16 protein-coding genes and 1 pseudogene are annotated in these 17157 nt (G+C 61.8%); 7 read left to right on the top strand and 10 right to left on the bottom strand.

Annotated features, from left to right (window positions below):
- Nucleotides 1-236: 236 nt before the first annotated feature.
- Nucleotides 237-1556 (bottom strand): hemolysin family protein, encoded by a 1320-nt coding sequence (locus DVR09_RS03080; protein ID WP_115415634.1) that lies wholly within the window; start codon nt 1554-1556, stop codon nt 237-239.
- A gap of 187 nt (nt 1557-1743) precedes the next feature.
- Between DVR09_RS03080 and DVR09_RS03075 the strand changes: the two genes are divergently transcribed.
- Nucleotides 1744-2439, top strand: coding sequence for a YiaD family glycine zipper/OmpA-like lipoprotein (locus DVR09_RS03075; RefSeq protein WP_115415633.1), 696 nt, complete (start codon nt 1744-1746; stop codon nt 2437-2439).
- 135 nt (nt 2440-2574) lie between these two features.
- On the opposite strand, the gene DVR09_RS03070 is transcribed toward DVR09_RS03075, so the two are convergent.
- Nucleotides 2575-3342, bottom strand: a complete 768-nt coding sequence (locus DVR09_RS03070) for a 3'(2'),5'-bisphosphate nucleotidase CysQ (RefSeq protein ID WP_115415632.1) — start codon at nt 3340-3342, stop codon at nt 2575-2577.
- 119 nt (nt 3343-3461) lie between these two features.
- Here DVR09_RS03070 and sucC point away from each other — a divergent pair, with 119 nt between their 5' ends.
- Nucleotides 3462-4661, top strand: coding sequence for an ADP-forming succinate--CoA ligase subunit beta (gene sucC / locus DVR09_RS03065; RefSeq protein WP_115415631.1), 1200 nt, complete (start codon nt 3462-3464; stop codon nt 4659-4661).
- 19 nt (nt 4662-4680) lie between these two features.
- Here sucC and DVR09_RS03060 read toward each other — a convergent pair whose 3' ends face one another.
- The gene (locus DVR09_RS03060; RefSeq protein ID WP_115415630.1) at nt 4681-5193 is read right to left on the bottom strand and encodes a DUF6265 family protein; all 513 of its coding nucleotides are present in this window, start codon (nt 5191-5193) and stop codon (nt 4681-4683) included.
- A 201-nt stretch (nt 5194-5394) separates the two neighbouring features.
- Between DVR09_RS03060 and DVR09_RS03055 the strand changes: the two are divergent.
- From DVR09_RS03055 to DVR09_RS03045, 4 genes and pseudogenes are all read left to right on the top strand, one after another.
- Nucleotides 5395-6140 (top strand): annotated as a pseudogene (locus DVR09_RS03055) (electron transfer flavoprotein subunit beta/FixA family protein).
- A 28-nt stretch (nt 6141-6168) separates the two neighbouring features.
- The gene (locus DVR09_RS03050; RefSeq protein ID WP_369692551.1) at nt 6169-6975 is read left to right on the top strand and encodes an electron transfer flavoprotein subunit alpha/FixB family protein; all 807 of its coding nucleotides are present in this window, start codon (nt 6169-6171) and stop codon (nt 6973-6975) included.
- The gene (locus tag DVR09_RS17880) at nt 6972-7097 is read left to right on the top strand and encodes a hypothetical protein (protein ID WP_369692550.1); all 126 of its coding nucleotides are present in this window, start codon (nt 6972-6974) and stop codon (nt 7095-7097) included. Before DVR09_RS03050 ends, DVR09_RS17880 begins: the two co-directional genes overlap by 4 nt.
- 60 nt (nt 7098-7157) lie before the next feature.
- Nucleotides 7158-8084, top strand: coding sequence for a TonB family protein (locus tag DVR09_RS03045; protein WP_115415629.1), 927 nt, complete (start codon nt 7158-7160; stop codon nt 8082-8084).
- Between the two features lie 14 nt (nt 8085-8098).
- Here the strand turns inward: DVR09_RS03045 and DVR09_RS03040 are convergent, their stop codons facing one another.
- The 6 genes from DVR09_RS03040 to DVR09_RS03015 all read right to left on the bottom strand — a co-directional run bounded on the left by DVR09_RS03040 (nt 8099) and on the right by DVR09_RS03015 (nt 15530).
- Nucleotides 8099-9358 carry a DUF445 domain-containing protein gene (locus DVR09_RS03040; protein WP_234041533.1) on the bottom strand — a complete coding sequence of 420 codons (1260 nt, stop codon included), beginning with the start codon at nt 9356-9358 and terminating at the stop codon, nt 8099-8101.
- A gap of 254 nt (nt 9359-9612) precedes the next feature.
- Nucleotides 9613-13062, bottom strand: a complete 3450-nt coding sequence (locus DVR09_RS03035; protein ID WP_115415628.1) for an efflux RND transporter permease subunit — start codon at nt 13060-13062, stop codon at nt 9613-9615.
- Between the two features lie 14 nt (nt 13063-13076).
- On the bottom strand, nt 13077-14279 hold the full coding sequence (locus tag DVR09_RS03030; RefSeq protein ID WP_115415627.1) for an efflux RND transporter periplasmic adaptor subunit: 1203 nt from the start codon (nt 14277-14279) through the stop codon (nt 13077-13079).
- A gap of 259 nt (nt 14280-14538) precedes the next feature.
- Nucleotides 14539-14802, bottom strand: a complete 264-nt coding sequence (locus DVR09_RS03025) for a GlsB/YeaQ/YmgE family stress response membrane protein (protein WP_115415626.1) — start codon at nt 14800-14802, stop codon at nt 14539-14541.
- Between the two features lie 138 nt (nt 14803-14940).
- Nucleotides 14941-15240 carry a CtrA inhibitor SciP gene (sciP, locus tag DVR09_RS03020; RefSeq protein ID WP_115415625.1) on the bottom strand — a complete coding sequence of 100 codons (300 nt, stop codon included), beginning with the start codon at nt 15238-15240 and terminating at the stop codon, nt 14941-14943.
- On the bottom strand, nt 15237-15530 hold the full coding sequence (locus DVR09_RS03015; protein ID WP_115415624.1) for a hypothetical protein: 294 nt from the start codon (nt 15528-15530) through the stop codon (nt 15237-15239). The genes sciP and DVR09_RS03015 overlap by 4 nt, the downstream gene beginning before the upstream one ends.
- Before the next feature lie 104 nt (nt 15531-15634).
- On the opposite strand from DVR09_RS03015, the gene mnmA reads away from it, so the two are divergent.
- Entirely contained in the window at nt 15635-16789 is a 1155-nt protein-coding gene (gene mnmA / locus DVR09_RS03010; RefSeq protein ID WP_115415623.1) for a tRNA 2-thiouridine(34) synthase MnmA, read from the top strand.
- Here mnmA and DVR09_RS03005 read toward each other — a convergent pair.
- Nucleotides 16786-17130, bottom strand: coding sequence for a hypothetical protein (locus DVR09_RS03005; RefSeq protein ID WP_234041532.1), 345 nt, complete (start codon nt 17128-17130; stop codon nt 16786-16788). The two genes, mnmA and DVR09_RS03005, sit on opposite strands and share 4 nt — an antisense overlap.
- Nucleotides 17131-17157: the final 27 nt, after the last annotated feature.

The raw sequence follows: 17157 nt of genomic DNA, 5'->3' as shown, positions 1-17157 counted from the left end.
TTCGGCTTCGCTAGACGTGCAGCAAGCTGCACCCGCTGCCGCGTGGCCTTGCCGGGCCTCCCCCGGCCCGAATCTGGTGCGAATCCCCTGACCTCGGCGAAAGTTCCGAGCCCTAGGGGAGGCAAGGGCGACCGCCCGCCCGCAGCGATGCGACCGTCAGGTCGCGCGAGCGAGGATAGCCTAAGGCCCCGGCCGGGTCCGTCGGCGCTTGAGACCAAGCAAAAACCCCTCTTCTCTTATCCTACCGACCCTGGCACGGCATCGTTCTCGCGGCTCACCAGCAGCTTGTCGATTCGTCGACCATCCATATCGATCACCTCGAAACGCCAGCCCTGATCGGTAAAGTAATCGCCTTCGCCTGGAAGGCGCTTCAGGACATGCAAAGCATAACCGGCAGCCGTGCCAAATTCGCGGTCCTCGCCATATTCGATCGCCAACCGATCAGCGAGAACATCGGCCGAAAGCGAACCTGAGACGAGAAGGCTGCCATCCTCACGTTCGACGATGCCCGGCGCTTCGCCCGGATCCTGATCGCTGACAAAATCGCCGACCAGCGCGGTGAGCAGGTCGACCGGGGTGACGATGCCGTCGAGATGTCCATATTCGTCATGGACCATGGCCATCGCGACCTCTGCCTGCTGCAGAACCCGCAGAGCGTCCACGGCATCGAGCTGGTCGGGCACGACCTCCGCCTTGATCATCAGCGACTGCAGATCGATAGGCTGCTTCGCCACGAGCCGGGTCAGGATCTCGCGCACCTTCACCACGCCCAGGACCTTGTCGGGCGACCCTTCCGCCACCGGCAGCAGCGAATGAGGGCTTTCATCGAGCACGGCGCGAATCGCATCTTGATCGGCCTCGATGTCGATCCAGTCGACTTCGGTACGCGGCGTCATCAATTCACGCACGGGCCGCTGGGCGAGGCGAACGACGCCCTGCAACATCTGATGCTGCTCATGCTCGATCACACCCGAGCGCGTCGCCTCGGCGAACAGCATATGGAGTTCTTCGGCGGTCACGGCGCTCTGACCCGCCGGCCTTACGCCAAGCAAACGAATGAGTGCGCCAGAGGATATATCCAGCAACCACACCACCGGCGCGGCGATTCGCGCCAACATCTCCATGGGCCGTGCCATGACAATCGCGATCGGCACCGCAGCGCGCAGCGCGACCTGTTTGGGCACCAGCTCGCCGACCACGAGGCTGAGATAGGTCGTCACGGCAATGACCGCGGCAAAGCCCGCCTCCTGCGCCCAGCCGGTCGGGAAACCGATAGCGGCCAGACGCTCGCCCACGGGGCCGCCAAGGCTCGAGCCTGAATAAGCACCGGCGACGATCCCGATCAACGTGATCCCGATTTGCACCGTGGAAAGGAACTTGCCTGGCTCCGCCGCCAATTCCAGCGCAATCTTCGCGCCGCCGTTCCCCTGCTGCGCCGCCGCCCTGAGGCGGGCGGTACGGGCAGAGACGATGGCCAGTTCGCTCATGGCGAAAACGCCGTTCAAGACGATCAGCCCGGCAATGATCAGCAGGTCGGTCCAGGGAAAGGGTGTCACAGGGCGGGGGCTAGCACAAAACCTGCCTCGTGCCAGCGGGCTGCGCGACTTATCTGCAATTGCGCTGGAACGCTGCGGTGACTGAGCGGTTTGGGGAGATGTGACGCGGGTGGGCGCGTCCGGTACCGTTCGCCCGGCCTCGGCCCCCTAATTCGGGCCTGGAGCTACACATGATGGGGAATATCATATGAAAAAGTCGCGCATTCTTACCGCCAGCCTGGCCGCCGTATCGCTTATGACCGTTTCGGCCTGTGTCACCGATCCCAATACCGGCGAGAGAAAAGTCTCGCGCACCGTTCTCGGCGGGGCCGGCGGCGCCATCGTCGGGGGCCTGCTTGGCGGGGTGATCGGGGGCAAGACCGGGCGCATCATCGGCGCGGCCGCAGGCGGCGTTGCCGGCGGCGCGGTCGGTTACAAGATGGACCAGCAGATCAAGGAACTGAAAGAACAGACCGCCGGGTCCGGCGTCGACGTTTCGGAAACCGATGGTGGGGAAGCAATCCTCGTCAACCTGCCCGACGGCGTGACCTTCGCCACCGGGAGCTATACCATTTCTCCGGGCTTCCGTGACCTGCTCGACCGTGTCGCCAGCAGCCTCACGCAATATCCCAACAGCCTGATCGATGTATACGGCCATACCGACACGGTCGGTTCGGCCCAGTCGAACCAGCGCCTGTCCGAACAGCGTGCGCAAGCGGTGTCGAACTATCTGATCTCGCGCGGAGTCAGCTCTTCGCGCATTCGCTGGATGGGTTTCGGCGAGACGCGGCTCAAGGTTCAGACCGGTGACAATGTGAACGAACCGCTCAACCGGCGCGTCGAAATCAAAATCATTCCTTTCGACGAGCAAGATGTGCAGGCAGCGCAGGGACAGGGGTACTAGACGCCCGCCCTTCGATGTATCCGCAACCATTCGGGGTCGGCCTTCGGGTCGACCCCTTTTTGCGTGGGGTCAGGACCTCCGTCCTGACCGTTCTGCAAGCTATCGACGGAGGTCGGTGGCGCACCTCATATCCACCTACCCAATCCGCCGGGCCAGGCGCTCGACCGCCGCTCCATGAATATCGGGCGCGCTGACCAGCACTCCGAAAGCACGCGGATCGCGCTTGTTGTAATCCAGCTTGTTGCCATAGGCGTCGCTAACCGCGGCCCCCGCCTCGCGCGCGATCATTCCGGCAGCGGCGATATCCCATTCGAATCCCCAGCGCACCGTCGCGACAAGGTCGGCCTCGTCGGCGGCCACCATCGCAATACGCAGCGCAATCGAATTGGGCTGGTCGACCGTGATCAGATCGCCATCTGTCTTGGGCAAGGCAAGCGCGGGCACGCGCGATCCGGAAAATTCCTGTCGCTTGCTGGCATGGAGCCTCTCGCCGTTGCGAAATGACCCCTGTCCGGCAACGGCCTGCCAGACTTCCCCTCGCGCCGGCGCGCACAGCGTACCGATGAGCGGCCGACCGGCGCTGATCAGCGCGACGGAGACCGCCCAGCCGGTTCGTCCGCGAATGAAATCGCGCGTACCGTCCACGGGATCGACCAACCAGATCAGGTCATGGTCGAGACGAGACGAATCGTCGGCGGTTTCCTCGGACAGCCATCCGGCCGAAGGGAGCAGCGCCCCCAGCTCTCGCTTGAGAAAGGCATCGACCGCCAGGTCCGCCTCGCAAACCGGATCGCCGGGTTTCTTTTCCCATGAATCCAAGGCGTTCCCCGCCCCCGGCCACAGGCCGAAGGCGATCCGTCCCGCTTCGGAGACGATGGATTCCAGGCGCTTGCTGTCGATCATGGGTGCTCGGGCCGCCAATGTACCGGAAAGTCGGTCTTTTCAAGCGCGCCCAGACATGCTTATGGCCCACGCGACACTCACCTCCCCCACGCGCATCACGCGAAGGACGACGCTTCGACATGAATATTCACGAATATCAGGCCAAGGAACTGCTCGCGAAATACGGTATCGGCATCCCCGCCGGTCATGCCGCGCTGACCGTGGAGGAAGCGGTCGAAGGTGCCAAGCAGCTGCCGGGTCCGCTTTATGTCGTCAAGGCGCAGATCCACGCCGGCGGCCGCGGCAAGGGCAAGTTCAAGGAACTCGGCCCGGATGCGAAGGGCGGCGTGCGCCTGTCGAAGAGCATCGAGGAAGTCGAAGCCAACGCCAGGGAAATGCTCGGCAACACGCTGGTGACCATCCAGACCGGCGATGCGGGCAAGCAGGTCAACCGCCTCTATGTCACCGACGGCGTCGACATTGCCTCGGAATATTACCTCTCGATGCTGGTCGACCGCGCCACGGGCCGCGTCGCCATGATCGTTTCGACCGAAGGCGGCATGGACATCGAGGAAGTCGCGCATTCGACGCCGGAAAAGATCACCACCATCACCATCGACCCGGCACAGGGCTTCATGCCGCACCATGGCCGCGCGGTGGCCTTCGCGCTCAAGCTGACGGGCGATCTCAACAAGCAGGCGCAGAAGCTGGCCAGGCAGCTTTACACCGCCTTCATGGATCTCGATTGCGAAATGCTCGAGATTAACCCGCTGGTCGAAACCGAAGACGGCAATCTGCTCGTCCTCGACACCAAGATGAGCTTCGACGGAAACGCGCTGTTCCGCCACAAGGATGTCGAAGCGCTGCGCGACGAGACCGAGGAAGACCCGGCCGAAGTCGAAGCGAGCGAATACGATCTCGCCTACATCAAGCTCGATGGCAATATCGGCTGCATGGTCAACGGCGCAGGCCTCGCCATGGCGACGATGGACATCATCAAGCTGAACGGTGCTTTCCCCGCCAACTTCCTCGACGTGGGCGGCGGCGCGACGACCGAGAAGGTCACCGCGGCGTTCAAGATCATCCTCAAGGACCCGGCGGTAGAGGGTATCCTCGTCAATATCTTCGGCGGCATCATGAAGTGCGACGTTATCGCCAACGGTATCGTCCAGGCAGCCAAGGACGTGAATCTCTCGGTGCCGCTGGTCGTGCGCCTCGAAGGCACCAATGTCGAAGAGGGCAAGGCCATCCTCGACAATTCGGGCCTCCCGATCGTCAGTGCCGACGATCTGGGCGACGCTGCCCGCAAGATCGTTGCCGAGGTGAAGCAGGCGGCCTGACCGGCCGCCACGCTTCGGCTCAGTTCATCCGCTCGAAGCGGAAAATCAGTTCGTTGACCTCGCTGCCGTCGCTCTTCATGCGCACGGCGGCGAGCAAGCCGTTCTCCCCGTCGCAACGCAAGGTTAAAGAACGGAAATAGGCTGCGCAGGGCTCCGCCGTGATCAGGCGGAAGGTGAGCATGTCATCCTTCTCCTCCCATCCGGTCAAATCGGCATTGAAGTGCTTGAGGCGCAGGACCAGCGTGCCCGCCTCTTCCATCAGGTAGAGATGCTCGGTGAAGCGGATCGTATCCGCATCGGCTTGCTGGACGAAGGTGCCGACCATCGTTCCACCTGTCGGAGGAAGCCAGCTTTCATAGGCAGGCTGGCCGCCGATGCCCTCGCCCGCCCACTGGCCGACCAGCCACTTCACATCGTCCAGCGTTGCCGGAGGCGGTACGTGATCCTTCGGGACCGTGCGGGTTTCCTGACTCAAGGCGGGAAAGGAAACCAGTGCCGCGGCACTCGCCACGATAAGGGGCCAAACGCGCATGAAGCACCTCCTGTCTTGGACCGCGAAACTATGCGTCGTTCCGACCATAGTAAAGACTGACCCATACGCGGCTTGACCTGCCCTGCGCGCCGCGCGAGGGATCGGTAAAGTGTCGTGTCCCGCCTCCCCGCGTTACTTGACGTTTACGTAAACGCAAGCTAGGCGGGCGGCACAGGTTTCAAGTCGAGAGGAAGGTATTGCATGAAAATCCTCGTCCCCGTGAAGCGGGTGATCGATTACAACGTCAAGCCGCGCGTGAAGGCGGATGGGTCTGGCGTTGATCTTGCCAACGTCAAGATGAGCATGAACCCGTTCGACGAGATTGCGGTGGAGGAAGCGATCCGCATCAAGGAAGCGGGCAAGGCGGAAGAGGTCGTAGCGGTGTCGGTCGGCCCGGCCAAGGCGCAGGAGACGCTGCGCACCGCACTGGCCATGGGCGCCGACCGGGCGATCCTGGTCGAGACCGAGGACGAGGTCGAGCCGCTGGCGGTGGCCAAGATCTTGAAGGCGATCGCCGAGGAAGAAGAGCCCGGCATCGTGATGCTGGGCAAGCAGGCGATCGACGACGATTCGAACCAGACCGGCCAGATGCTGGCTGCGCTGATGGGCCGCCCGCAGGGCACCTTCGCCAACACGGTCGAGGTCGAGGGCGATCACGTCACCGTGAAGCGCGAGGTCGATGGCGGCCTGCAGACGGTCAAGCTGACGCTGCCCGCCATCGTCACCACCGATTTGCGTTTGAACGAGCCGCGCTATGCCTCGCTGCCCAACATCATGAAGGCGAAGAAGAAGCCGCTCGATACCAGGACCCCGGGCGATTACGGCGTCGACACCGCGCCGCGGCTGAAGACCACCACTGTCTCCGAGCCCCGGTTCGCCAGGCGGGCGAGAAGGTCGAGGATGTCGATGCTCTGGTCGCCAAGATCAAAGCGCTGGGCATCGCCTGAGCCACACTGAACGAGAAGGAAGACAGATATGAAAACCCTCGTTTGGGTCGAACACGACAATAAGAGCCTCGCCGACGCCACGCTGGCTGCGGTGACCGCTGCTGCCAAGCTCGGCGAAGTCCATCTGCTGGTTGCCGGATCGGGCTGCCGCGCGGTAGCCGAACAGGCCGCGGCAATCGCGGGCGTGGGCAAGGTCCACCTTGCCGACGATGCGGCCTACGAACATGCGCTGGCCGAGAATGTCGCGCCGCTGGTGGCCGATCTGATGGGCCATCACGATGCCTTCGTCGCGCCTGCGACCACCACCGGCAAGAACATCGCCCCGCGCGTTGCCGCGCTGCTCGACGTGATGCAGATCTCGGACATCCTCTCGGTCGAGGGCGAGAAGAGCTTCACCCGGCCGATCTATGCCGGCAACGCCATCGCGACGGTCGAAAGCTCGGACGAAAAGCTGGTCGTCACCGTGCGCGGCACCGCCTTCGACAAGGCTGACGCCGAAGGTGGCTCAGCGGCAATCGAAGAGGTATCCGGCCCGACCGATGCCGGGATCTCGGCCTTCGTCAGCGAAGAGATCGCCGAGAGCGATCGCCCCGAACTGACCAGCGCCAAGGTGATCGTCTCGGGCGGCCGCGCGCTGAAGGATGCGGAAACCTTCGAGCAGGTCATCACCCCGCTCGCCGACAAGCTCGGCGCCGGGATCGGCGCGAGCCGCGCGGCGGTCGATGCGGGCTATGTCCCCAACGATTACCAGGTCGGCCAGACCGGCAAGATCGTGGCCCGGAAGTCTATATCGCCATCGGCATCTCGGGCGCGATCCAGCACCTTGCGGGCATGAAGGATTCCAAGACCATCATCGCCATCAACAAGGACGAAGACGCCCCCATCTTCCAGGTCGCCGATATCGGCCTCGTCGGAGACCTCTTCAAAATCGTACCCGAGCTCACCGAAAAGCTCTGATTGCATTGTGACGCCAAAGATGAAACCCTCCTGCGGTACAGTATCGCAGGAGGGTTTTTCATGCGTATCCGGTTTCGTGCAGGGGTTGCGACTAGTATTCTGGCGATATCCGCGCCCGGCACTGCCACGAGTGCCGCAGATTCGTCGCTGACAATTCTCGAACCTTCCAGCCATTGGCAACTCGATTATGGTGAGGAGCGTTGCCGACTTGCGCGGCTTTTCGGAACCGGCGATTCCAAGACCATCTTCTGGATGGAACAGACCGGACCATCGGGGACCTTCAACTGGCTGGTCGCTGGCGGGGCAATCGATCTGCTGGGCTCGGTGCGCCGGGTCAGCGCATCCTTCGGCCCGGCATTCGAGTCCTTCGAACTGGACGAGTCCTCATCCGGCCCGATACGACGCGACAGCCTGGAACTCGCCAGCTTCGGCAAGGCGATCGAATCAACCGGCTATCGCCGCTTCGAGCATGATAGCCGAGGGGAGCCGGATGAAGCCGAGCAGTTTGGCGAAACATATTCGGAGCTCAACCCCGCGCACGGCGCGCAGATCGAATATGTCGAGTTCAGCCGCAAGGACCGGCGCGTTCGTCTGGCAACGGGCGATCTTGCAGACGGGTTCAAGGCACTGAACGCCTGCGCCACCGATTTGTACGAATTCTGGGGCGTCGACCCGAAGGAGATCGCGCGAATTGCGACCGGGGTGAAGCCGTTGAACATGAAACGGGTCGCCCGGCAGATACAGAAGCACTATCCGAGCAAGGCGGAAAGGCGCGGCGAGGACGCGATCATGCAGCTAAAGGTCCTGATTGGAACGGATGGTCGGGTCGAAAAATGCATCACGATCGAAAAAACCAAGGCGGAGAATTTCGACGAGCGGGCCTGCGAACTGTTCAAACAGCACGCAATGTTCGAGCCTGCACAGGACGCAGAGGGCAAGCCGGTACGCGCCTTCTTCTCCACGACAGTCGTCTATGCGGTCTTCTAGTCCAGACCCGGAGGCTACCCGAGCATGCTCGTCAGGAAATGCAGCGTCAGCCCGACCAGCCCACCCACCAGCGTACCGTTGATGCGGATGAACTGAAGATCGCGCCCCACCGCTGATTCCACACGGTCGGTAATCGTCTGCGCGTCCCAGCGCTTGACGGTTTCGGACACCAGCCGGACGATCTGGTCGCCATAGCGCGTAGCGACGCCAACGGCGGTACGGCGGGCGAAGCGATTGATCTGGCGTTGCAGGCGCTCGTCGTCGCGCAGCGCTGCGCCCAGTTCACCCAGTGTTTCGCCGATATAGCCATGGCCTGTGCCGCCCGATGTGCGGATCGTCTGGGTGAGATTGGCGCGCAGCCGCTCCCACACACCCTGCCACCAATCGCCGATGGCTGGGTTCTCAAGCAACTCGCGCTTCATACGCTCGACCCGCTCCTGCATTTCGGGGTCTTCGCGCAGACCCCGAGCCAGCTCCTGCAGGCCTTCTTCGATCTTGTCGCGCAGCGGATGCTGGGGATCGACCAGCACTTCGGCCAGCAGCTTGTAAAGCCCATCGAGAACCGAATTGGCCAACCGTTCGTCGAGACCGGTGAAGCGCAGTACCGCATTGGCGCGCTTATGGACCATGTCGCGTACCATCGTTTCATTGTCTTCGAGCACGAGACCAGCCCACCGGATGATCTTGTCGATCAGCGGTTTGTGGCGACCGTCGGCGATCATCGCCTCAAGCATTCCGCCAAGCAGCGGTGCGATCTCGAGTTTGCTGAGCTGAGCCTTGATCCCGCCGCGGACCTGCGTACCAAGCCGGTCCGGATCGAGCGATTCGAGGACCTCGATCGCCAGTTCGCCCGCTCCTGCGCGAATACGCGAGTCCCTGGTCGATTTGGGATCCGCCAGATAGCTGCCGACCGCATGCGCCAGGTTCATGGCACCCATCCGGCGGCCCACAACCGCCGGGGTCAGGAAGTTTTCCCGCAGGAAGCCCGCCATCGTATCGGCAATGCGATCCTTGTTTTCGGGGATGATCGCCGTGTGCGGAATCGGCAGGCCGAGCGGGTGGCGGAACAAGGCGGTCACCGCGAACCAGTCTGCCAGCCCGCCAACCATGGCGGCCTCGGCGAAGGCGTGCAGATACCCCCAGGCCGGATGCGCGTCGAGAAATCGGCCCGACCACAGGAACAGCGCCGCCATCAACACGATGAGGCCGGTCGCCGTGCGCCGCATCGCCCGCGCACGGTCGGGGGGGATATACACCCCGCTCTTGTCAGACATTCGTGGTTGGAGCATGCTTATTATTGATGGATGAATAGCCATCAGGCAAAGTGGAGGACATGATGAATAATCTTCGGAAATTGACAAAAGCAAGCATAGTCGTAGCCGCTACTATTTCCGCAATTGCCCCAACTGTCGTTCTTGCAGAGGAACAGGCATCAGGATCAATCTGTGGACGTGATGCACGCACGTTCAACGAATGGGTGATCCAATTGTTCACCTGTCGATAGACCGGCCAAAGCATATGTGACGCTTCAGGGAACAGGGCGCGCACTTCCTTGAGATTGCGCGCCCGCAACGTCATCACCATCTTTGAAGGTCAGAAGATGGTTGCGCAGCCAAGGACCGATTCGCCTTTCAAAGCCGTCGGCAAGACTAAAGCCAGCTGGTACGATCAACAGGGTCAAGAGGGTAGACAGAATTAGCCCACCGATGACCATTGTCCCCATCGGCGCCCGCCATGCGCCGTCGCCAGAGAGAGAAACTGCCGTCGGAACCATGCCAGCGGTCATTGCGACCGTGGTCATCACAATTGGTTGTGCACGTTTATGCCCTGCATCAACGATGGCCTCGAATTTCCGCGTCCCCTTGGCCATTTCTTCGATCGCAAAGTCGATCAGAAGGATCGAATTCTTGGAAACGATGCCAAGTAAAAGCAACGTCCCGATGAGGACGGGCATCGAAACCGGCTGACCGACCAGCCAGACCAGAAGGATGCCACCCAGAGGTGCCAGCGCGAGGGACGTCATATTGACCAGCGGACTCACGACCTTTCCATAAAGCAAGACCAGAACCGCAAAGACGAGTAGGACGCCAGTAGGCAGGGCAATGCTGAAATTATCTGTTAGCTCCTGCTGAATCTCTTGTTGACCGACAACATCGCGAACCACGCCGGTCGGCAAATTCTGCAAGATCGGAAGCGCATCAATCTGTTCTTGAGCAACCCCTTCGAGGACACCGCTAGCCAAGTCGGCACCAACCAGGACACGTCGATTCTGATTATAGCGCTGGATGGTTGTGGGGCCGGATCCGAACCGGATGTCGGCCACACGTGATAGCGGTACCGTGCTTCCATTCACCGTCTGGACCGGAAGGGAGCGAATAGTTTCCAAATTTTCACGAGACTGTTCCCCGAGCTTGACCCGGATCGGTATCTGACGGTCTGATAGCGAAAATTTCGCCGCGTTCTGTTCGATTTCACCCATGGTGGCAATACGGATCGTCTGGCTCAGCGCAACAGTGCTTACCCCAAGTTCAGCGGCAAGCTCCTCGCGTGGCTCGATAATCAATTCCGGCCGATTGATGTCAGCGCTAATGCGCGGAGCCACAAGCGTTTCGAGTGACTTCATCTGCTCTACAAGCTCTTGGGCCGTTTCATTGAGGAGATCGGGATCCGAACCTGCAAGCATTACGGTCATGTCGCGACCGGAGCCGAAACCGCTGGACTGGGAAGCGAAGCGCACACGCGCATCGGGAATTTGGGCGAGCGTGGGCGCAAGGCCCCGCTCGAATTCGATCGAGGTGCGTTCGCGGTCTTCGCGCAGAGTTACGTATATTGTCGCCTGCCCTTCGCGGACGCGCTCCAAAGCAAGCTCCACTTCTTGCTGCGCGTAGAGCAGGTCGGCGACCTCGTTGGTAACCTGCTCTGTCGTCTCAAGCGTGGTGCCGGGCACCATCTCGATTTCCACCCTGCTGTTGTCGACATTAATCGAGGGCTGGAATTGCGCTGGCGTCACCGAAAACAACATAATGGTAAGCAACAGAGCGAAATAGCCTATTCCCAGCATCCATACCCGGTGATCCAGAAAGCGCGCATAGAGATATTTCCAGACGTCACGAGCCCGTTTTCCGCAAAAGCGCATCGCCAACCCAATCAAGCGGAAGAAAGCGATAAGGGCAAGAAAGCCGACAACCGTCGCGATAGCCAACTGCACTATGGCCACCAGCTTCGCTAGGACACTGGCCACAATGTTGTCACCACCCGCTGCGATCATTTCGGGAATACCGAGACTCGTTATGACGCTGAAACTGCTGAGCATCCCGGCCGCAGCTGCAATAAGGGCCCCTAGCATGATCACGAGGAGGAAACAGATATAGAGCCAGCGGTGGCGGGGGCCCTCTATGCCCTCGCGCGCAGCATGCATCTTGCCGCGATCGAGCGACCAGCGCAGGACGTTCATATAGCGATCCATCATGGGACCTTCGCCATGCGCCGCCTGGCCTTTCGCCTTGAGAAAATAGGCCGCGAGCATTGGCGTTATCATGCGCGCCACCGCCAGCGACATCAGCACGGCGACGACGACGGTAAAGCCGAAATTCTTGAAGAACTGCCCGGAAATGCCGGGCATGGCGCCCACGGGAAAGAACACCGCGACGATACAAAAGCTGGTGGCGACAACCGGCAAGCCGATTTCATCCGCGGCATCGATGGAAGCCTGATAGGCAGTCTTCCCCATGCGCATATGGCGCACGATATTCTCGATTTCCACGATGGCATCGTCGACCAGAACGCCCGCGACCAGTGCCAGCGCCAGCAGCGAAAGCTGGTTCAGATTGAAGCCAAGCAGATCCATGAACCAGAAGGTCGGAATAGCGGAAAGCGGAATGGCAACGGAAGAAATTGCTGTCGCGCGCCAGTCACGCAGGAAGAAGAAGACCACGACCACGGCGAGGATCGCGCCCTCGATCATGGCGGCCATGGCGCTTTCATACTGGTCCTTGGTGTATTTGACCGTGTTGAACAGCGGAATGAATTTCACGCCTGGATTTTCAGCCTCGATCTGCTCGATCTTCTGGAGCGCCTCCTCATAGACGGTAACGTCCGATGCGCCCTTGGCCCGGCTCATGGCGAAGTTGACGACTTCCTTGTCGCGCACCTTGCTGATCGAGGTGCGTTCGGAAAAGCCATCACGCACGGTGGCGACATCGGCGAGCTTGATCGTGCGCCCGCCGCCAAGCTGGATCTGTCGCTGGCTCAGGGCATAGGCATCTTCGCTATTGCCGAGCACGCGGACAGACTGGCGTGTGCCGCCGACCTCTGCCATGCCCCCGGCGGCATCGATATTGCTCTGACGCAGAACCCCGTTGATCTGGCTGGCGGTAACGCCAAGAGCCTGCATGCGCGGCAGGTCCAGGATGACCTCGATTTCGCGATCCACACCGCCAAACCGGTTCACCTCGGCCATACCCTCGATCCCGAGCAATTGCTTGGCAACGGTATCGTCGATGAACCAGCTCAGCCCCTCAATCGTCATGTCATCGGCTTCGACAGCATAGATTGCGAGGAAGCCGCCGGAGATTTCCTCTTTGGTCACGCGCGGCTCGAGGATCCCGTCGGGCAGTGACCCGCGGATGGTATCGACCGCATTCTTGACTTCAGCGACCGCATCGTTGGGATCGGTCCCGATCTCGAACTCGATGAACGTGTTCGAATTGCCTTCGCGCGCGGTCGAATTGATCGACTTGACCCCGTTGATCGAGCGTACCGCGCTCTCGACGCGCTGAGTGATCTGGTTTTCGATTTCGGTCGGCGCGGCGCCAGGCTGCGAGACCGAGACATTCACGGCGGGGAATTCGATATCCGGATTGTTGACCACGTCCATCCGGGCGAAACTGATCAGACCAGCCAACAACAACGCGGTAAACGCAACCAGCGGGATGACCGGATTGCGGATGGACCAAGCGGAGATATTGCGGAAATTCATCGAGTTACCTCGCCTTAGTCAAGCTTGGCCAGCTGCGCCCTGACCGTTTCACCTTCGGTCAGGAAGCCACCGGCACGCAGCACCACCCGTTCGGAACCACTCAGTCCCTCGGCGATGACGATGCCCTTCGACGTAACGGCCCCGGTTGTCACCGGACGACGCTCGGCCTTGTCTTCGCCGTTGACGATAAGGACGTAGTCGCCCTCGCGATCGGAAAGAACCGCGCTCTCGGGCAATATCGGGGCAACGACGGTGCCGCTGGCGATCGTCGCTGTGGCGAACCCCCCGGGACGCAGGCCGGGCGCGTAAGCAAGCGCGATGCGCGCCGTACCCTGGCGATCCTGCTGGTCGATGGTAGGAGATATCTGCCAGACCTGCCCCGTGAAAAGCTTCTCGGTACCGATGGGCCTGATTTGCGCGCTGGTGCCAACCGAAATCGCGGCCAGCGAATCTTCGTTGAGGCGGGCGAGCATTTCCATCTCGCCGCCGCGCGCGATCCGGAACAGCGCGGGCGAGCCGGCGCCCACGGTCTGCCCCGTTTCCACATTGCGTTCGAGGACATAGCCAGAAGCCGGTGCGAGAACATTAAGCCGCGCGGTACGGGCACGCAGTTCGCGCAATTGCGCCTGAGCCACGCGGACGCGCGCCGCGGCAGCGTCGCGAGTAGCCGTGAGTCGGTCGACATCCGCCTTGGATACGAAGCCGCGCTCGACGAGCTGAAGGGCGCGATCGAGATTGGCCTGGGCGAGATTCGCATCGGCCTGAGCAACCTGAATTTGTGCTGCGGCGCTTTGCACTTGTTGCGACTGAACCGAGCGATCGATGCTGGCCAGGACCTGACCTTGACGCACCCAGTCACCCGCATCGACGGGAACCGACACGACCCGGCCGCCCTCGCCGACGACGCCGACAGGCATTTCGCGGCGAGCGGCCAGGGTCCCGGTGGCGGTGATCTGGCCTTCGACCGTGGTCTTGCCGGGCGTGACGACCGTGACGGTCGGCGCTTGGGCATTCTCGTCACCCGCCGGTGTCGCCGTTCCTCCGCCGCGCATCACGAAATAGGCCGCAATGGCCAAGGCGAGAACTAAAAGCGAGCCGATGATGACGATTTTACGCCGGTCGAACCGGCGCTTTTCTTCCTGCTCCTCGGCTTCCGGTTCGATCCCGACCGCAATGGGCTCGCCCTTTTCGGCTATCACTCCGGATTCGTAATTCATATCGTACCTTGCCCCAGAAGCGCTGCGAACGAGAAGTGTGTTATATCACTATATCACTCAGCGCAAGAATTTCGTAATTGGGCGATAGACCTGGCACCATAGTAGGGCAATCGAGGGTTCGACCGAGGGCTTGTGCGACAGGACGAATGTCGCATTGCGACCACAGGTGCGGAGCCTAGTCCGCGCATATGAGATACGAAAAAGGGCGGGACATCTTTCGATGCCCGCCCCGTTTTTCGGGTCGGTAGAACGAAGGCGCTTAACGAACGCGTCCGCGCTGAACCATATTGGCGATACCCAGCAGGACGATGGCGCCCAGCAGAGACATCAGCAGCCCCGGGACGCTGAATTCGGTGAGCGTTGCGCCAACACCGATGAGCGATCCGATCCACTTGCCGATAAAAGAACCGACGATGCCGACGACGATGTTCCAGAAAATGCCCATAGAGGCATCGCGGTTCATGACCAGACTTGCGAGCCAGCCAATAATACCACCAACGATAATCGCGATAATCCAAGCCATTACAATTCCTCCTCTAAACCCGTCTCAATACACCCCTTTTAACGGACGGGCGCGACGAGCGGTTCCCCGGTTCGGTCCGGCGATGCTGGAAGAGCGTATGGAAGGGGGCGTTGGTTCCCGCACCCGCGCGGGACTGTCTCAGTATTTGAGCTGGCGTTCGTAGAGGTCGCGATAGTGCTGGATGCGGGTGACGCGCAGGCCCTGCATGCCGGAACGATCGACGGCACGCTGCCAGGATGCGAATTCCTCGAGGCTCAACGAATAGCGCTCTAGCACTTCGTCAATCGTCAGCAGACCGCCATTGACCGCCGCCACGACTTCGGCCTTGCGTCGAACAACCCAGCGCTTCGTGTCGGGCGAAGGCAGGTCGTCAAGGGTCAGCGGCTCCCCGAGGGGGCCGATAACCTGTGCAGGGCGGATGTCCTGGTTTTCGATCATTCTCTCTCTCTGTCGCCTTGGTCCGCATCGTTCGCGGCATTCCCAAGGCCTAGACCCGCAGCTTTGCCATCGCTTAAAATATCGTGGTTAACGGCCGATTTACCTTCTTCGTGGCTTTCGCGCCGTACCTCTCCGAATGCGTTGAACCCCGCATCGACCGTGCCGAGTTCGTCTCGCAGGTCCCGAGTCGCGGCCAGCCTGGCCACCAGATCGGTCCAGCGCATTCGGTGCAAGACCGAGCTTTCGCGCGGATCCTCGCAGGATTTGTCCTTGATACGGCCCTCGAACATACCGGCTGGGATAAGGCTGCATGGTAAAGGATCCGTGAAAGGTCATATGGGGGGGATACGGTGCCCTACTGGCGGTTCGACACGTATCGGTGTATGGGCGCCGCATGCCCGCAACCACGAGCCTTTCGCCGGACCAGGCCGCCGCGCTGTTCGACCTGCCACGACCGGCAGCCGAGTGCCGTATCGTCGTCGCCATGTCGGGCGGGGTCGACAGCTCGGTCGTCGCCGCGCTCGCCGCGCGTACGGGCGCCGAGGTGATCGGTATTACCCTGCAGCTTTATGATTACGGCGCCGCCACGGGCCGCAAGGGCGCCTGTTGCGCGGGCGACGACATACGCGATGCGCGCGCAGTGGCCGAACGGCTCGGTATCGCGCACTATGTGCACGATCACGAAAGCGCTTTCCGCGAGGAAGTGGTCGAGACCTTTGCCGACGATTACCTCGCCGGGCGCACACCGGTGCCCTGTATCCGCTGCAACATGGGACCCAAATTCACCGATCTCCTGGACATGGCGCGGGAATTGGGCGCCGACTGTCTTGCCACGGGCCACTATGTTCGCCGGGTGATGGGATCGGCCGGACCGGAGCTGCACCGAGCCGCCGATCCGGCGCGCGACCAGTCCTATTTCCTTTATGGTACCACCGAAGAGCAGCTCGATTTCCTGCGCTTCCCGCTCGGCGGAATGCCCAAGGCCGAGGTGCGTGAACTGGCCGAAGCGGCGGGCCTGCGCAATGCCGCGAAGCCTGACAGCCAGGACATTTGCTTCGTGCCCGACGGCGATTATGCGAAGATCGTCAAGAAGATGCGTCCCGAGGGCGGTCGTCCCGGTGCCATCGTCCATGCCGCTACCGGTGATACACTCGGCCGGCACAAGGGGGTGATCCACTATACCGTCGGCCAGCGGCGCGGGCTCGAGATCGGGGGGCAGCCCGAGCCGCTTTATGTGGTGGGCATCGATGCCGAAAGCGCGCAGGTCCGGGTCGGACCCAAGCGAATGCTGGCAGTCACCGCCGCGCGGATCATCGAAACAAACCGGATCGGTCCGCTGCCAGACGTACCGCTGACCGCCAAGGTCCGCAGCCTGGCGAAGCCGGTCCCGATTGCGCTCGACGGGCCGCTTGGCCTGGGCGCGCCCACGACCATCCGATTCGAAACGCCCGAATTCGGCGTTGCGCCGGGGCAGGCTGCCGTCATCTATGCGGGCGACCGGGTCGTCGGTGGGGGCTGGATCGAATCGACCAGCCGGGTCGCCGCTTAATCCTTCCACTCCTGCAGGACGCAGCCATAGCCTTCGCGGTAGCTGGCGGTGTCCGAGGCGATGAAGGGAATCGAGGCGGTCACGCTCTTGGACGCCGCATCGTCGCTTAGCGAGATAAGCTCCATTCCCTCCAGCTTGTCTTTCGCACAATCGTCCATGCTGCGTCCCGCGACGAAACGACACGAGCAGGCGACTCGCGCGGCATAGGCGGAGCCGACGCCGCCGGTCTTACGCAGGCCGTCACCCCAGGCGAGCCAGGCAGATCCGAGCAGCGCCGTCACAAATAGGATCAGCCACAGCCAGAGGCGCGACTTGCGGGAACGTGTTTTGGCCGTTGCCAAGCGGGATTCCTTCGTGCGAGTGACGCG

It is taken from the genome of Erythrobacter aureus (genome assembly GCF_003355455.1).
GTDB lineage: Bacteria > Pseudomonadota > Alphaproteobacteria > Sphingomonadales > Sphingomonadaceae > Qipengyuania > Qipengyuania aurea.
This window is presented reverse-complemented; position numbering and strand designations above follow the sequence as displayed.

Excerpts from the sequence above, each read along its gene's own strand:
- DVR09_RS03030 (WP_115415627.1), bottom strand. The coding sequence starts at position 14,279 with ATGAATTACGAATCCGGAGTGATAGCCGAAAAGGGCGAGCCCATTGCG.
- DVR09_RS03035 (WP_115415628.1), bottom strand. The coding sequence starts at position 13,062 with ATGAATTTCCGCAATATCTCCGCTTGGTCCATCCGCAATCCGGTCATC.
- sucC (WP_115415631.1), top strand. The coding sequence starts at position 3,462 with ATGAATATTCACGAATATCAGGCCAAGGAACTGCTCGCGAAATACGGT.
- mnmA (WP_115415623.1), top strand. The coding sequence starts at position 15,635 with ATGCCCGCAACCACGAGCCTTTCGCCGGACCAGGCCGCCGCGCTGTTC.
- DVR09_RS03050 (WP_369692551.1), top strand. The coding sequence starts at position 6,169 with ATGAAAACCCTCGTTTGGGTCGAACACGACAATAAGAGCCTCGCCGAC.
- DVR09_RS03045 (WP_115415629.1), top strand. The coding sequence starts at position 7,158 with ATGCGTATCCGGTTTCGTGCAGGGGTTGCGACTAGTATTCTGGCGATA.
- DVR09_RS03070 (WP_115415632.1), bottom strand. The coding sequence starts at position 3,342 with ATGATCGACAGCAAGCGCCTGGAATCCATCGTCTCCGAAGCGGGACGG.
- DVR09_RS17880 (WP_369692550.1), top strand. The coding sequence starts at position 6,972 with ATGAAGGATTCCAAGACCATCATCGCCATCAACAAGGACGAAGACGCC.
- DVR09_RS03040 (WP_234041533.1), bottom strand. The coding sequence starts at position 9,358 with ATGTCTGACAAGAGCGGGGTGTATATCCCCCCCGACCGTGCGCGGGCG.
- DVR09_RS03060 (WP_115415630.1), bottom strand. The coding sequence starts at position 5,193 with ATGCGCGTTTGGCCCCTTATCGTGGCGAGTGCCGCGGCACTGGTTTCC.
- DVR09_RS03015 (WP_115415624.1), bottom strand. The coding sequence starts at position 15,530 with ATGTTCGAGGGCCGTATCAAGGACAAATCCTGCGAGGATCCGCGCGAA.
- DVR09_RS03075 (WP_115415633.1), top strand. The coding sequence starts at position 1,744 with ATGAAAAAGTCGCGCATTCTTACCGCCAGCCTGGCCGCCGTATCGCTT.
- DVR09_RS03025 (WP_115415626.1), bottom strand. The coding sequence starts at position 14,802 with ATGGCTTGGATTATCGCGATTATCGTTGGTGGTATTATTGGCTGGCTC.
- sciP (WP_115415625.1), bottom strand. The coding sequence starts at position 15,240 with ATGATCGAAAACCAGGACATCCGCCCTGCACAGGTTATCGGCCCCCTC.